The following is a 16,073-nucleotide window of genomic DNA, read 5'->3' on the forward strand; positions in this document are numbered from 1 at the left end:
AGCATCAGGCGCCGGCAAACAAGCAAAGTGGATCAGCACCGATGACGACCTCCACTGAAGAAAAGCGGCCATTCAACCTTTCGCGCTGGGCCATCGGCCATCCCTCCATCGCGCGGTTCCTGTTCGGCCTCATCATCATCGCCGGCGCGCTCGGCCTGATGCGCATGGGCCAGAAGGAGGACCCCGACTTCACCTTCCGGGTAATGGTCGTGCAGGCGATCTGGCCGGGCTCCTCGATTCACGAGATGGAGGACCAGGTCGTCAACAAGATCGAGCGCAAGCTGCAGGAGACGCCGCATCTCGACTTCGTGCGCTCCTTCACCCGCGCCGGCAGCGCCATCATCACGGTGCAGATCAAGGGCGACACCAATGCCGCCGAGGTGACGGACGCCTTCTACCAGGTGCGCAAAAAGATCGGCGACATTGCAGGCGACCTGCCGCAGGGCCTGCTCGGCCCCTATTTCAACGACGAGTTCGGCGACACCTTCATCACGCTGCATTCGATCAGCGGCGACGGCTTCTCCTATCCCGAGCTCAAGAAATTCGCCATCCAGGCGCGCGACATGCTTCTGACGACGCCCGGCGTCGAGAAGGCGGTGATCATCGGCGATCAGCCGGAAAAACTCTATATCGACGTCTCATCCAAGGCGCTCGCCGAACGCGGCCTGACGCTGACTGACCTCCAGAACGCGATCAAGGGCCAGAACAATGTCGATCCGGCCGGCTCCGTGGACACCGGCGTCAATTCGGTACGCATCTCCGTCGAAGGCGACGTCACCAAGGCCGCCGACATTCGCGAACTGCGTCTGCGCGCCGGTGGCCAGGTGACCCGGCTCGGCGACATCGCCACCGTGACTTCGGGCCTCGAGGATCCCTTCCAGCGTAAATACCGCTTCAATGGCCACGACAGCGTGCAGCTTGGCGTCGTCATGGCCAAGGGCTTCAAGGTCACCGACGTCGGCAAGGATGTCGAGGCGACCTACAAGCGCTTCGAGGCGGCGCTGCCCTATGGAGTTTCCGTCGACCAGATTTCCGACCAGCCCGAGGTCGTCAGGGATGCCGTCAGCGAGTTCATGCACGCGCTCGGCGAAGCGCTGCTGATCGTGCTCGTCGTCTCGTTCCTGTCGATCGGCTGGCGCTCCGGTCTGGTCATCGCCATTGCCATTCCGCTGGTTCTGGCCGCCACCTTCGCCATCATGTACGAGCTTGGCATCGACCTGCAGCGCATTTCTCTGGGCGCGCTGATCATCGCGCTCGGCCTGCTCGTCGACGACGCCATGATCGTCGTCGAGATGATGGAACGCAAGCTGGAGGAGGGGCTGGTCAAGATCGAGGCGGCGAGCTTCGCCTATACCTCGACCGCCTTCCCGATGCTGACCGGTACGCTGATCACCACCGCCGGCTTCATCCCCGTCGGCTTCGCCGCCTCGACCGCAGGTGAGTATGTCCGTACCCTGTTCTATGTCGTCGGCATCGCGCTGATTGTGTCATGGTTCGTCGCGGTCTATTTCACGCCATGGCTGGGCAACATGATCCTGAAGCAGCGCAAGCATGCCGGCAGCCATCATGATGTCTTCGACACGCGCTTCTATCGCCGGCTGCGCGCTACGGTCGGTTGGGCCGTGCGCCATCGCATCATCGTGCTGGTCATGACGCTGGTGACTTTCGGCACCAGCCTGTGGGCGTTCCAGTTCATCCCGCAGAATTTCTTCCCGCAATCGTCGCGGCCGGAGATTCTCGTCGATCTCTGGCTGCCGGAAGGCACCTCGATCAAGGAGGTCGAGGCGCAAGCCAAGGCGCTCGAAACCAAGATGATGGACGACAAGGACAAGCGCTTCATCGCGACCTATATCGGCGAGGGCGCACCGCGCTTCTTCCTGCCGCTCGACCAACAGCTGCGCAATCCGAATTTTGCCCAGATGCTGGTGATGGCCAATGACGAGCCGGCGCGCGAGCGGCTGATCATCAAGCTGCGCCGCGTGCTCGCAGAGGATTTCCCGTCGATCCGCGCCAAGGTCGACCGCCTGTTCCTCGGACCGCCGACCGGATGGCCGGTGCAGATGCGCGTCATGGGTCCGGATCGCCAGGAGGTGCGCCGCATCGCCGACCAGGTGAAGGCGAAGTTCCGCGAGGATCCGCTGCTTGGCGCGGTCCATGACGATTGGCTCGAACCCGTTCCGGCGATGAAGCTGGTCATCGACCAGGACCGTGCGCGTGCGCTCGGCGTCACCTCGCAGCGCATCCGCCAGATGCTGCAGGCAACGATGACCGGCGCGGCGCTCGACGACTTTCGCGATGGCGAGGAAACGGTCTCGATCGTCGTCCGCGAACCGGATACCAGCCGCAGTCTCCTTTCCTCTGTCGATTCGGTCTATATCCCGACCGATTTCGGCGGCTTCGTACCGCTGTCGCAGGTGGCCAAGGTGGTGCCGGTGCTGGAGCAAGGCATCGAGTGGCGCCGCGACCGCCTGCCGACCATCAGCGTGCGCGCCACGCTGCCCGACGGCGTGCAGTCCAACGATGTCGTGGCCAAGATGTACAAGGACATGCAGGGCCTGCGCGACGGCCTGGCGCCCGGTTACAAGATCGAGATTCAGGGTGGTGCCGAGGATTCGGCCGAAAGCCAGGCCTCTATCGCCGCCAAGGCGCCGGTCATGCTGGCCATCATCGTTGTTCTCCTGATGATCCAGCTGCAGAATTTCGGCAAGGCGATGCTGGTGCTGGCGACCGGCCCGCTCGGCATCATCGGCGCTGCCGCCGCGCTGTTGATCAGCGGCGCGCCGTTCGGCTTCGTCGCCATCCTCGGCGTCATCGCGCTGCTCGGCATCATCATGCGCAACTCGATCATCCTGGTCGACCAGATCGATCAGGACATCGCCACCGGCATGAACCGTTCCGAGGCCATCATCGGCTCGGCGGTTCGCCGCTTCCGGCCGATCGTGCTGACGGCGATGACGGCGGTGCTGGCGCTGATCCCGATCTCGCGCGCCGTGTTCTGGGGGCCGCTGGCCTACGCCATGATGGGCGGCATTCTCGTTGCCACCGTGCTCACCATACTGGTGCTGCCAGCCGGCTACGCCCTGTTCTTCGGTCGCGAGCCGAAGAAGGCCAAGACCGATGAACAGGCGTCCGAATCCAAGCTGCCTGCCAAAAGGCCGCAACTGGCGCTGGCAGCCGAATGATCGCACCGGCCGAGCCATGCGGTCCGGCTGGCACGTTTCGCTTCCACCCCGGCTTTCGCAGGGATGAATTGGAGATCGATGGGAGATGTGGGCCGGGCCCCGACAGGCGCCCGGCCTATTGCGTTGGTCAGATGACGAACACCCAATTGGCGATGAGCATCACCGCCACGCCGGCGATCAGCGTCAGATAGGGCAGCATGCCCGCCTTTTTGACCGAGAGGTCGGCTCCCGCCATGCCGAGGTCCGCCAGCATGTGATCCGGGAATTTGCCCTTGTCCTGGATGTAGTGGCGGAAGCAGAACACCGGGATGATCAGCGCCGCGGTGATCAGCCCGGCCCATAGCGCCAGGGGATTCCAGACCTTGGCACCCGCGCCCATGAAGATCGCGTTGACATAGGCGAAGATCGCCCCGATCCCCAGAAGCCAGGTCGGCGCCTTCCAGGGGCGCGCGATATGGCCGTTGTCGATGCGATGGATCCAGCCGGCATTGAGGTTGAGGAAGTTGAAGATGATGTAGCCGCAATTCGACACGGCGAGGATGAAGAAGAAGCTCGTCGCGTCGGCCGAGGCGATGGCCAGCACGATCAAGTTGAAGCAGAGGTCGGTCCACATGGCGCGGGTCGGCGCGCCGTGCTCGTTGACATGGCTGAGGTAGCGCGGCAGCCAGCCGTCGACCGAGCCCTGGTAGAGCGTGCGCGACGAGCCGGCCATCGCCGTCATGATGCACAGCACCAGCGCCAGGATCATCAGCATCACCAGCAGGCTATGAATAAGCTGGCCGCCGCCGACCATGCCGGCCAGCGCATCCGCCACGCCGGAGCCGTCGACGATCGGCGTCGCCAGCATGCCGTTCAGGCCGAGAACGCCCTGGAAGGTGAAGGGCACCAGGATGAACAGAAGCATGCAGAGCAGACCGGAATAGAAGATGGCCTTGAAGGTGTCGGTGCCGGGGTTCTTGAACTCCGACGTATAGCAGACGGCGGTCTCAAAACCGTAGGTCGACCATGCGGCGATGAACATGCCGCCAAGTGCCAGCGTCCAGCCGGCTATGTTCCAGGAGCCGGGCTCGGGCGCGTAGGCCGCCGCGAGGGGCACCAGCGGCGAGAAATTCGCCCAGTCGATCTGTCCCGTGAAGATCGGCACGACGCCGACGATCAGCATCGGGACGATGACGAGCAGCCCGATATACTTCTGCACGCTGGCCGTGCCGAGGATACCGCGATGCTGGATCGAGAAGATGATCAGCATCAGCACGGCGCCGATGAAGAAGGTGGCGTTGAAGGTGAAGGATACCGGACCCAGCGTGTGGCTGAAAAGCGTCCAGTTGCGGATCGCCGGCGTTGCGGCTGCGGTGACCGCCGCGATGGCGTCGGCCGGAGCGGTTCCGGCGTGCGCGGCGATGTAGGCTACGACTTCCGCCGATGTCTCGGTGAAGATCGGCACCGGCGCCAGCGCGTTGAGGATATAGGCGGCGGCGATCGAGCAGCCGAGCGACAGCACCGGCGACCAGGCGAACCAGTTGCACCACACCGACAGCGGCGCGATGAACTTGGAGTAGCGCAGCCAGGCCGTGGCGCCGTAGATCGAGGCGCCGCCCGACTTGTTGGGGAACAGGCCGGCGATCTCGGCATAGGTGAAGGACTGCAGGAAACCCATGATCATGGACACCGTCCAGATCAGGAAGGCCAGCTTTCCCGTCGTGCCGGCAATGCCGCCGATCGAGAATAGGACCAGCGCCGGAACGCCGCTCGCCACCCAGAAGGCGCCGCGCCAGTCGATATGCCTGAGCAGCTTGCTTTCGGCAGGCTGCTCCAGGGCAGTGCTTATCGTGCTCATGTCGGTGAATTCCCCTTTTTGATGTTCCCCGCCGGCGATGCTTCGGCTTTGCGAAGCTTGCTCCCCGGCCAATGATCGGTACGATCCCGGTGTTTCCACTCAGTCGTATTTTTTTCTTAGGAGTGAAGATTGACCCCGCGCGCTTTCACGTCAAGCGATTTGTCACGTCGTGCACATCACGCTTGCGAGCGCAGCCCGCAATGCGGCTTGCGGGCATCACCGGCAAGCCAAATCCATGTGTCGGAGCGCAGCGCTCAGGAGCGTGGTTTGGTCTTCTGCGGATCATAATGGGCGAAGGCGACGACCCGCGCCGGTAGCCGCTTGGCATGGCCGTCGAGCTTGCCGATTTCGACCTCCGTGCCGACGGCCGCGTGTGTGACGTCGAGCCTCGCCAACGCGATGTTCTTGTTCAGCACCGGCGAGCGCATGCCCGAGGTTACAACGCCGATCTGGGCACGGCCGACATGGACGCAATCACCATGGCCGACAGCGACATTGCTGTCGATATCGAGCCCCACCAGTTTGTTTTGCGGGTTCTCCTTGCGGCGGATCAGGGCCTCGCGGCCGATGAAGTCGTCGGTCTTGGTCTTCAGCGGCACGGTGAAGCCGATACCGGCCTCGAACGGATCGGTCTGGTCGGAGAATTCGTAACCGGCGAAGATAAGCCCCGCCTCGATACGCACCATGTCGAGCGCCTGCAGGCCCATCGGCTTTAGTCCGTGCGGCTGGCCGGCTTCCCAGATTGCGTCGAACACTTTTTCGGCGTCGCGCGGATGGCACCAGATCTCGTAGCCGAGTTCGCCCGTATAACCTGTCCGCGAGACGACGATCGGAACGCCATTGCCGCCGCCGATGCGGGCCACCGCGAAGCGGAACCACTCCAACTCCTCGATCGACGGCTGCAGCGGTGAGGTCCAGATAAATTCCCTCAAAATGTCGCGGCTCTTCGGGCCCTGTATGGCGACATTGTGCATCTGGTCCGTGGAGGAGCGCACCAGCACGTTGAGCCCAAGCTTCTTGGCGGTGTCGCGCAGCCATTCGCCGGACAGATCGTCGCCGCCGACCCAGCGGAAATTATCCTTGCCGAGCCTGAGCAGCGTGCCGTCGTCGATCATGCCGCCATGCTCATAGCACATGGCGGAGTAGACGACCTGGCCGACGCCAAGTTTCTTGACGTCTCGGGTCAGCGTGTATTGCAGCAGCGCTTCGGAATCCGGACCGGTGACCTCGAACTTGCGCAGCGGCGACAGGTCCATGATCACCGCATCCTGACGGCAGGCCCAGTATTCGGCGATCGGTCCCTCCTTGGCGAAGGAATTGGCCAACCAGTAGCCCCGGTACTCGACGAAGTCGCGGGTGTGCTTGGCAAAGCTCGAATGAAAGGCTGTCTCGCGTGTCATTTTCGGTTCCGAATCGGGCGTCATGCGTCTGGCGATCGCTCGCGAGAATTTGTGCTGGCCGGAATAGGTCCGCACATGGATGTCAGTGAGATCCCAGCCATTGGCCGGCGTCGTGTCGTCGGGGCAGGCGGAGGACACGCAGACGATGTCGGTCAGCGCGCGCAGCAACACATAGTCGCCGGCGCGCGACCACGGCTCGTCCGCGACCATGACGCCATGCGCATCGATGGCCGTGTTGAAGAAGAAGTTGATCGCCATCCAGCCGGCGCGGGGATCGACGCCCTTGTCGGAGAGCGCGCGGTTGAAATTCTCCGAGCAGTTGGTGTGGCCGGGATAGCCGATGTCATCGTAATACTTGGCCGCGCAGGCGAGGGCGAACGCATCGTGCCGCCCGCATGTGTCCTGGACAACCTCGACCAGCGGCTCCATGTCCTGGTCGTAGTATTTCGAATGCAGGCCAGGCATCGGATAGCTGGAGCCCATCAGCGTGCGTGTCGTCGTCACATCGAGCGGATGGTCGAGACCGCTGTCCAGCTTGCGCGCCGAGAAGCATTGAAAGTCTGTGCATTGGCGACCGTCGACATCGATGATCTGCAGATAATCGCCGGCCTTGACGAAGTAGGATTCGGCTGTTGCCGAGTGGACGCGCAGGTCGAGCACCGGATCGGCGAGCGGATCGGCAAGCTGGGATTTTGTTTTCAGGCGGACCGTGGCGCGGCGCACGATGACCGTAAGCGGCGTCGCCGTGTCATGGCCATCGACCAGCATCGGCCCGCCGGGCGCGACGATCAGCAAAGCGCCGTCGCGGGCGACGGCAAACGCCTGTTCCGTACCGGCAGGCGTCGAGCCGCCGAAGACGCGCACCGCCTTGGGTTGGTCGACTTGCACTTGCCGGCGCTCGAGCCCACGGCGCACGGAGGCGAGACTGTCGTCGCCTGCCGCCAGCAACGCCTTGATGCCGGCAGCGTTGCTGTTCGACTTCTCGCCAAGAATTCCTGGGTCGGTGACGCCGCTCTGATCCCACGCCAGTAGCTCGCAAGCCTGGCCGCCTTCGACATTGCGCACCGTGATCGTATCGCCGGCCTCGACGTCGATCAGCACCGCGCCATTGCCCTGGATCGTATAGCGCTCCATGCCTGGCGGCAGCGCGATTTGGCCGGGCCGCAGGATGAGGCTCGGCCTGGGCGGTCCGGCTGCGACGGTGGGGTAAGGCGACTGGCTCATTTCAGCCTTGCGGTTCGAGCACCAAGTTTGCCTGTGCGTGAAATTATTTTAGCAGGGAGAATAGCAGCGAGGTTGAGTTTGGCAAGGCGGAGGTGGCTTTTTTGGGAGCGTAGTTCAGGTCGAATTTCGCCGGCCCGCTCTATTCCCGGGCGTCGGCGCTGCCCCTCATCTGGCTGCCGCCATCTTCTCCCCGTAAACGGGGCGAAGGACGCTTTCATTGGCGGTTTCGCCCATCTCCAACGTTGCAAAAAACGGCGCCGGCGTGGGGTCAGCTTCTTTCTCCCCGGGGGAGAAATGCCCGGCAGGGCAATGAGGGGCGGCGCCAAGATCTACAGCGGCGCCAAAATCTACAATTGTCGAGCTAAAATTCCTCCGAATGCCCAATCTCGATTCCATACTCGGCAACCGAGTCGAGCATCGTGTGCCACAGGCTCTCGGCAAATGTCGCGAACACCAGAACGTTGAACACCGCCTGGCAATCAGTCCGATCATTACCGCGCCACAGCGTGACGCTGGTGTGATCCATCGAGGTCGCGGCGGCCGCACCGATCGGGAACGCCTCGGCGTGCAGATCGATCGACGACAGCTTGGCCAGCATCATGCGCGCCTTGGCACCGGAAATGCTGATCAGCACCCGCGCATGCGACTGGTCCGACAGCGAGGCGGCGCCGGAAAACGCCGGCGTCAGCGCGCCCATCCCTCCCTTCGACAGGACGAAAAACTGGTCCGGTCCCGACCAGATCAGCGTGGCATCCGCCGTCCGCACTGCCTTGGGCGTTTCTGGAGCGGCGACACCGAAATAGCCGTTGGCGGCTGTCGCCATTTCGGCCGCCTTGCCGCGCCGCGCCATCACCTGGACGAGGTCGAAATTACGAATCTCGGTCAGCGACACACCGGCATCGCCGTGTGCGCCGTACGGTCCAGCGACGAGCGCGCGTTCGAGAGGGCTGCGGACCTCCCAGGAAAACTCAGCCACGCTGGCGCCCTCCATCCGGATCGTAGAAGACGGGGTTGCAGAGTTCGACATCATAGTCCTCGCCGCGCAGCGGATCATGCGCGTGCACGATCTCGCCGATGCGCTCACGGCCGCGCTCGACGAGTGCGAGCCCGATCCACTGGTCTGATGTCGGCGAGAAGCAGACCGAGGTGACATAGCCCTGATCGTTGCCGGGTCCAGGCGTCTGCCCCTTCGGGATGATGTGCGCGCCGGAGCGCAGCCGGCTCGCCTTGTCGGTCGGCTTGACGCCGACCACGACCTGCCGGTCCGGCGCGACCAGCGCCTCGCGGCCGGCCATGACGCGGCCGATGAAATCCTTCTTGGTCGACATCATCTTGCCGAGGCCGAGGTCGGCGGCCGTCGTCGTGCCGCTAAGCTCGGGTCCGGCGACATGGCCCTTCTCGATCCGCATCACGCCGAGCGCTTCGGTGCCGTAAGGCGTCACGCCGAAAGGCTTGCCGGCCAGCATCAGATTGCGCGCCATGGCTTCGCCGTAGCGCGCCGGCACGGAAATCTCGAACGCCATCTCGCCGGAGAACGAGATGCGGAACAGCCGCGCCTTGATGCCGCCGCGCAACGCCACTTCGCGCGCGCCCATGAACGGGAAGCCCTCATTGGAGAGATCTTCGGCGGGATCGACGATCGCTTTCAGCAGGTCGCGGGTCTTGGGTCCGGCAATGGAGAATTGCGCCCACTGATCGGAGACCGAGGTCAGCTGCACGTCGAGTTCCGGAAACAGCACCTGCCGGCAGAATTCGAGATGCTGCATCACCAGCCCGGCCTTGGCGGTCGTGGTGGTCAGGAAATAGTGATCCTCGGCCAGCCGCGACGTCGTGCCGTCGTCGTAGACCAGACCATCCTCGCGCAGCATCAGTCCGTAGCGCGCCTTGCCGACCGCGAGGTTGGAGAATGTGTTGATGTAGACGCGGTCGAGGAAGGCGCCGGCATCCGGGCCCTGCACGTCGATCTTGCCGAGCGTCGAGACATCGCAGAAGCCCACGCCCGAGCGCACCGCCTTGACCTCGCGGGTTACCGATTCCAGCCAGTCTTTCTCGCCGGCGCGCGGATACCATTGCGCGCGCTTCCATAGGCCGGTGTCGACGAAGACCGCGCCCTGTTCGGCCGCCCAGTGATGCGACGGCGTCAGCCGCGTCGCGTGGAAGGCCTCGTCGCGGTGATGGCCGGCAAAGGCGCCGATGGCGACGGGCACGTAAGGCGGCCGGTAGATCGTCGTGCCGGTCTCGGGGATCGACCGGCCGCTCACCGCCGCCATGATGGCGAGGCCGGCTACATTCGAGGTCTTGCCCTGGTCGGTCGCCATGCCGAGCGTGGTGTAGCGCTTCAGATGCTCGACCGATTCAAAGCCCTCGCGCTGAGCAAGCTCGACATCGGATGCGGTGACGTCGTGCTGCTGGTCGACGAAGGCCTTGCCTTTGCCGGCGACATGCCAGACCGGGGTCAGCGAAAAGGGTTCGTCGTCGGCGACCGGCATCGAGCCGGAACTGCCGCTGCGCCCCGCATCGTGGGCCGCCGCAGTGCCTGCCGCAAACCCTTCACGCAGGCAGGCGCCAAGGCCGAACGAACCGGTGGCGGCGCCAGCGGCAACCATGCCGGGAGGAGCGCCGTCGGGCACGAAGGCGGCGATGTCTTCGCGCCATTTCGGCCGGCCTCGATGATAGGAGGTCAACCCGACAGCGGGGTTCCAGCCACCGGAAACGGCGAGGCCGTCGGCCTCGACCTCGGCGCGCGCACCGCCGGTGAGGGAGACCGCGATTTTGCGGACGCCGTCCTTGCCGCCGTCGACACCGCTGACGGAGCCGTGCAGCACGGGAAAGCCGCCCTTCGAGGCGAGCGAACGATGGGCCGGGGACACGTCAGGCCGTGCGTCGATCACCGCCGCGATTTGCAATCCCGCGCCGAGGGCGGTCTCGACCGTGCGCCAGCCGTCCTCATTGTTGGTGAACAGCGCGATGCGTTTGGCCGGGGTTGCCGCGTAGCGCGTGACATAGCTGCGCATCGCCGAGGCCATCATCACGCCGGGCGTGTCGTTGCCGGCAAAGACGATCGGCCGTTCGATGGCTCCGGCCGCGACCACACAGCGCTTGGCCACGATCCGCCACAGCCGCTGGCGCACCTGATGCTCGGGCGGTGAGGGGAGATGGTCGTTGACCCGTTCGATCGCGCCATAGGTGCCGCCGTCATAGGCGCCGAACAGCGTCGTGCGTGTCATGATGCGGACATCGGGCATTGCCGAGAGTTCAGCCAGCGTTCGCGACAGCCACTCTGCCGCCGGCAGGCCGTCGACCGTGCCGCCATCCGAGAGCAGGCGGCCGCCGAGCGCGAAATCCTCTTCGCACAGGATGACGCGCGCACCCGTGCGCCCAGCAGCAAGCGCCGCCGCGAGGCCCGTTGGACCGGAGCCGGCGATCACCACGTCGCAATGCGCCCAGGCTTTGTCGTAGTGGTCCGGATCGGCGATGCCCGCGGCACGGCCGAGGCCGGCGGCGCGGCGGATCGCCGGCTCGTAGACCGCCTCCCAGAACTTCGCCGGCCACATGAAGGTCTTATAGTAGAAGCCGGCGACGAAGATCGGCGCGAACAACTGGTTGACCGACATGACATCGAAACGCAGCGACGGCCAGCGGTTCTGGCTGGCGGCCTCGAGCCCTTCATAGAGTTCGGCGGTCGTGGCCTTGGTGTTCGGCTCGCGCCTTGCGCCGGTGCGCAATTCGACCAGCGCGTTGGGCTCTTCGGAACCCGCGGTCAGGATGCCGCGCGGGCGGTGGTATTTGAACGAGCGACCGACCAGCTTGACGCCGTTGGCTATCAACGCCGAGGCGAGAGTATCGCCCCGGTAGCCGGAGAAAGTCTTGCCGTCGAAGCGGAAGTTAAGCGCTGCCGAGCGGTCGATGAGACCGCCCGATGTGAGGCGATGGGATTGGCTGGAACTCACCATGCCCGGCCCTCACGCAAAAAGGTCGCGCCGCCCCTCATCCGCCTGCCGGCACCTTCTCCCCGTATAGGGACGGGGAGAAGGGAGACGGCCGCAACGCTGGCGCCCTTCTTGCAATGCAGGCTATTGGCGAAATCATCGAAGACAGCGCCCCTCTCCCCGTCTCTATACGGGGAGAGGATGCCGGCAGGCAGGTGAGGGGCAGCGCCGAGGTGGCAGAAAATGTTCATTTCGCAACCTGCCTCGCACCAGCACCAGCCGCCGGCTCAACCGAAGAAATCTCATGCGTCAGCGTGTTGCGGGTGACCTTCAGCCACGCCCGGCAGCCGCCACCGTGATACCAGTTCTCCTCCATCACGCCGGCGATGTTCTCGCGCAGATAGACGTAGTCGTAAACAGCGTCGTCGCCGGCGTCCGCCGCCGGACGTTGTGGCTTGGCGTCGCCGAGATAGGTGAACTCGCCGAGTTCGCGTTCGCCGCAGAAGGGACAGACAATGCGCATGGTTCCTGACCGTCCTCAGTGAAGGTTCGGTTGGGCGCCCTGGCCCTTTTCGTCGATCATGGCGCCGGTGCGGAACCGGTCGAGGCGGAAGCGCGCGGCTTCCTTGTGCGACTCGTCTCGGGCCAGAAGATGGGCGAAGACGAAGCCGGATCCCGGCGTTGCCTTGAAGCCGCCGTAGCACCAGCCGGCGTTGAGGTAGAGGCCATCCACCGGTGTCTTGTCGATGATCGGCGAGCCGTCCATCGACATGTCCATGATGCCACCCCACTGGCGCAGCAGGCGCACGCGCCCGATCATCGGGATCAGCGCCATGCCGCCCTCGCAGACATCCTCCATCACAGGCATGTTGCCGCGCTGGGCATAGGAATTGTAGCCGTCGATGTCGCCGCCGAAGACGAGGCCGCCCTTGTCCGACTGGCTGACATAGAAATGGCCGGCGCCGAAGGTCATGACATTGGGGATCAGCGGCTTGATCGCCTCGGAGACGAAGGCCTGCAGCACATGGCTTTCGATCGGCAGGCGCAGGCCCGCCATCGCGGCGACCCGTGACGAGGAGCCGGCGACCGCCATGCCGATCTTGCCGGCGCCGATCCTGCCGCGCGAGGTCTCGACGCCCATTACCTTGCCGTTGGCATCCCTGACGAAGCCGGTAACCTCGCAATTCTGGATGATGTCGACGCCAAGCTCGCTCGCCGCATGGGCATAACCCCAGACCACGGCGTCATGCCGCGCGGTCCCGCCGCGTCGCTGCAGCAATCCGCCCTGTACCGGAAAGCGTGCATGGTCGAAATTCAGGAACGGCATCATCTTTTTGAGCGCCGGCTGGTCGAGCAGTTCGGCATCGATGCCGTTGATGCGCATCGTGTTGCCGCGCCGCGCATAGGCGTCGCGCTGGGCGTCAGAATGGTAGAGGTTGATGACGCCGCGCTGGCTGACCATGGCGTTGTAGTTGAGGTCCTGCTCCATCCGCTCCCACAGCTTCATCGACAATTCATAGAAGCCGGTATTGCCGGGCAGGCCGTAGTTGGAGCGGATGATGGTGGTGTTGCGGCCGGCATTGCCGGAGCCGATCCAGCCCTTTTCGAGCACGGCGACATTCTTGATGCCGTACTCGCTGGCGAGGAACCAGGCGGTGGCCAAGCCATGGCCGCCGCCGCCGATGATCACCACGTCGTAGCGATCCTTCGGCGTGGCGTCGCGCCAGGTGCGCTGCCAGTTCTTGTGGCCGGAAAGGGCGGCCCGGGCGAGCGAGAAGATCGAGTATTTCATCAGGTCATTCCGAGGCCGCTCGCACCGCTGGACGGTTATATGTCCAGCGTGTGGTCGCGCTCCCATTGCGTGAAGTGCGAAGCATAGGAATTCCATTCCTGGTGCTTCAGCTTTAGATAAGCCGACGAGAATTCCTCACCTAGCGCCGCCTTGAGCGATTTGTCCTTGTCGAACTCGCGCAGCGCATCGAGCAGGTTGAGCGGCAGCTTCGGCGCGCCCTTCACCGTATGGCCGTTCTGGTACATGTCGATGTCGTAACGCCTGCCCGGATCGGCCTTGGAGCGGATGCCGTCGAGGCCGGCGGCGATGATGACAGCCTGCAGAAGGTAAGGATTGGCGGCCCCATCCGGCAGGCGCAACTCGAAGCGGCCTGGGCCGGGCACACGCACCATGTGGGTGCGGTTGTTGCCGGTCCAGGTCACCGTGTTCGGCGCCCAGGTCGCGCCGGAAATAGTACGCGGCGCGTTGATGCGCTTGTAGGAATTCACCGTCGGGTTGGTGATCGCGGCGAGCGCAGAGGCATGCTTCATGATGCCGCCGAGGAAGTTCCTGCCCTTGGCCGACAGGCCGAGTTCCATCGAATTGTCGGCGAAAACATTGGTCTTGCCGGATTTGTCCCACACCGAGATGTGAGCATGACAGCCATTGCCGGTCAGGCCCTGGAAGGGCTTGGGCATGAAAGTAGCGCGAAGGCCATGCTTTTCCGCGATCGACTTGACCATGAACTTGAAGAAGGAATGCTTGTCGGCGGTCGGCAGCGCATCGTCGAACGCCCAGTTCATCTCGAACTGGCCGTTGGCGTCCTCGTGGTCGTTCTGGTAGGCGCCCCAGCCGAGCGCCAGCATATGATCGCAGATCTCGGCGATAACGTCGTAGCGGCGCATCACCGCCTGCTGGTCGTAACAGGGCTTTGAGGCGGTATCGTATTCGTCGGAGATGGTTTTGCCGTCGGGCGAAATCAGGAAGAACTCGGCTTCGACGCCGGTCTTCACATGCATGCCGTCGCTGGCGGCTTCCGCGATCAGCCGCTTCAGCGTGTTGCGCGGCGCCTGGTCGACATCCTTGTCGTCCATGATGCAGTTGGCGGCGACCCAGGCGACTTCAGGCTTCCACGGCAGCTGGATGACGGAGTCCGGGTCCGGCACCGCCAGCATGTCGGGATGCGCCGGGGTCAGATCAAGCCAGGTGGCAAACCCGGCAAAGCCGGCGCCATCCTTCTGCATATCGGCAATCGCCTGCGCGGGCACCAGCTTGGCGCGCTGCCCGCTGAACAGGTCGGTATAGGAAATCATGAAGTATTTGACGCCGTTCTCCTTGGCGAATGCGGCGAGATCGTTCCCCATTATGTAGTTTCCTCGCTATGTGATCTGGGTAGTCTTGTCAGAAACCGTTCTTCCCCGGTATCCAATTGGTGCCGGCCAGCGGGACACCGGCCATCGCGGCTGCCTCGATCGTCAGTGCGACGAGGTCCTCGGGTTCGAGATTGTGCAGGCTGTTCTTGCCGCAGGCACGGGCAATGGTCTGAGCCTCGAGCGTCATCACCTTGAGGTAGTTCGCCAGCCGGCGGCCGGCGGCCACCGGGTCGACCCGCTTCATCAGATCGGGATCCTGCGTGGTGATGCCGGCGGGGTCGCGGCCCTCGTGCCAGTCGTCATAGGCGCCGGCCGTGGTGCCGAGGTCGTTATACTCCGCCTCCCAGCGGGGGTCGTTGTCGCCAAGCGCGACCAGGGCTGCCGTTCCGATCGAGACCGCGTCGACGCCAAGTGCGAGCGCCTTGGCGACATCGGCGCCGTTGCGGATGCCGCCTGAGATGATCAGCTGCACCTTGCGGTGCATGCCGAGATCCTGCAGCGCCTGCACCGCCGGCCTGATGCAGGCGAGCGTCGGCTGGCCGACATTCTCGATGAACACTTCCTGCGTGGCCGCCGTGCCGCCCTGCATGCCGTCCACGACGACGACATCGGCGCCGGCCTTCACCGCGAGCGCTGTATCATAATAGGGGCGGGCGCCGCCGACCTTGACGTAGATCGGCTTTTCCCAATCGGTGATCTCGCGCAGTTCGAGGATCTTGATCTCGAGATCGTCCGGCCCGGTCCAGTCGGGGTGGCGCGAGGCCGAGCGCTGGTCGATGCCTTTCGGCAGCGTGCGCATCTCGGCGACGCGGTCGGAAATCTTCTGGCCAAGCAGCATGCCGCCGCCGCCGGGCTTGGCGCCCTGGCCGACGACGACTTCGATGGCGTCGGCGCGGCGCAGGTCGCGCAGGTTCATACCGTAGCGCGACGGCAAATACTGATAGACCAGTTGCTTGGAATGGCCGCGCTCTTCCTCGGTCATGCCGCCATCGCCGGTCGTGGTCGAAGTGCCCGACAGCGTCGCGCCGCGACCGAGCGCTTCCTTGGCGGGGCCTGAGAGCGAGCCGAAGCTCATGCCGGCGATGGTGATCGGGATCTTCAGTTCGATCGGCTTCTTGGCGTGGCGCGAGCCAAGCACGACTGATGTGTCGCAGCGCTCGCGATAGCCTTCCAGCGGATAGCGCGAGATCGAGGCGCCGAGGAACAGCAAGTCATCGAAATGCGGCAGCTTGCGCTTGGCGCCGGCGCCACGGATGTCGTAGATGCCGGTCGCCGCGGCGCGGCGGATTTCGGAAAGTGTGTAATCGTCGAAGGTCGCGGATTTGCGGGGCGTCGTCGGCGGGTTGCGATAGGTCAT

Annotated in this window: 9 protein-coding genes; 1 reads left to right on the forward strand and 8 read right to left on the reverse strand. The window is 64.4% G+C overall.

Translation table 11 applies throughout. The features are described from left to right. Positions 1 to 41: 41 nt before the first annotated feature. A complete protein-coding gene (locus FJW03_RS02895; RefSeq protein ID WP_140760608.1) occupies positions 42 to 3,182 on the forward strand; it encodes an efflux RND transporter permease subunit in 3,141 nt (1,046 codons plus the stop codon). Positions 3,183 to 3,309: 127 nt separating this feature from the next. On the opposite strand, the gene FJW03_RS02900 is transcribed toward FJW03_RS02895, so the two are convergent. From FJW03_RS02900 to FJW03_RS02935, 8 genes are all read right to left on the reverse strand, one after another. Then, positions 3,310 to 5,019, reverse strand: a complete 1,710-nt coding sequence (locus FJW03_RS02900; RefSeq protein ID WP_140760610.1) for an APC family permease — start codon at positions 5,017 to 5,019, stop codon at positions 3,310 to 3,312. A gap of 254 nt (positions 5,020 to 5,273) precedes the next feature. After that, the gene (locus tag FJW03_RS02905) at positions 5,274 to 7,643 is read right to left on the reverse strand and encodes a DUF1989 domain-containing protein (RefSeq protein WP_140760613.1); all 2,370 of its coding nucleotides are present in this window, start codon (positions 7,641 to 7,643) and stop codon (positions 5,274 to 5,276) included. Between the two features lie 361 nt (positions 7,644 to 8,004). Further along, a complete protein-coding gene (locus FJW03_RS02910) occupies positions 8,005 to 8,619 on the reverse strand; it encodes a sarcosine oxidase subunit gamma (RefSeq protein ID WP_140760615.1) in 615 nt (204 codons plus the stop codon). Then, a complete protein-coding gene (locus tag FJW03_RS02915; RefSeq protein WP_413466459.1) occupies positions 8,612 to 11,596 on the reverse strand; it encodes a sarcosine oxidase subunit alpha in 2,985 nt (994 codons plus the stop codon). The genes FJW03_RS02910 and FJW03_RS02915 overlap by 8 nt, the downstream gene beginning before the upstream one ends. Positions 11,597 to 11,819: 223 nt before the next feature. Continuing rightward, positions 11,820 to 12,095, reverse strand: coding sequence for a sarcosine oxidase subunit delta (locus FJW03_RS02920; RefSeq protein ID WP_140760617.1), 276 nt, complete (start codon positions 12,093 to 12,095; stop codon positions 11,820 to 11,822). A 15-nt stretch (positions 12,096 to 12,110) separates the two neighbouring features. Continuing rightward, positions 12,111 to 13,364, reverse strand: coding sequence for a sarcosine oxidase subunit beta family protein (locus FJW03_RS02925; RefSeq protein ID WP_140760619.1), 1,254 nt, complete (start codon positions 13,362 to 13,364; stop codon positions 12,111 to 12,113). Positions 13,365 to 13,399: 35 nt separating this feature from the next. Beyond that, the gene (gene glnT / locus FJW03_RS02930) at positions 13,400 to 14,707 is read right to left on the reverse strand and encodes a type III glutamate--ammonia ligase (RefSeq protein ID WP_140607332.1); all 1,308 of its coding nucleotides are present in this window, start codon (positions 14,705 to 14,707) and stop codon (positions 13,400 to 13,402) included. Positions 14,708 to 14,744: 37 nt separating this feature from the next. Further along, positions 14,745 to 16,073 carry an FMN-binding glutamate synthase family protein gene (locus FJW03_RS02935; protein WP_140607331.1) on the reverse strand — a complete coding sequence of 443 codons (1,329 nt, stop codon included), beginning with the start codon at positions 16,071 to 16,073 and terminating at the stop codon, positions 14,745 to 14,747.

Source organism: Mesorhizobium sp. B4-1-4 (genome assembly GCF_006439395.2).
Lineage (GTDB): Bacteria > Pseudomonadota > Alphaproteobacteria > Rhizobiales > Rhizobiaceae > Mesorhizobium.

Coding starts and splice junctions, on each gene's coding strand:
- FJW03_RS02925 (WP_140760619.1), bottom strand. CDS start 13,364: ATGAAATACTCGATCTTCTCGCTCGCCCGGGCCGCCCTTTCCGGCCAC.
- glnT (WP_140607332.1), bottom strand. CDS start 14,707: ATGGGGAACGATCTCGCCGCATTCGCCAAGGAGAACGGCGTCAAATAC.
- FJW03_RS02920 (WP_140760617.1), bottom strand. CDS start 12,095: ATGCGCATTGTCTGTCCCTTCTGCGGCGAACGCGAACTCGGCGAGTTC.
- FJW03_RS02895 (WP_140760608.1), top strand. CDS start 42: ATGACGACCTCCACTGAAGAAAAGCGGCCATTCAACCTTTCGCGCTGG.
- FJW03_RS02935 (WP_140607331.1), bottom strand. CDS start 16,073: ATGACCTATCGCAACCCGCCGACGACGCCCCGCAAATCCGCGACCTTC.
- FJW03_RS02900 (WP_140760610.1), bottom strand. CDS start 5,019: ATGAGCACGATAAGCACTGCCCTGGAGCAGCCTGCCGAAAGCAAGCTG.
- FJW03_RS02915 (WP_413466459.1), bottom strand. CDS start 11,596: ATGGTGAGTTCCAGCCAATCCCATCGCCTCACATCGGGCGGTCTCATC.
- FJW03_RS02905 (WP_140760613.1), bottom strand. CDS start 7,643: ATGAGCCAGTCGCCTTACCCCACCGTCGCAGCCGGACCGCCCAGGCCG.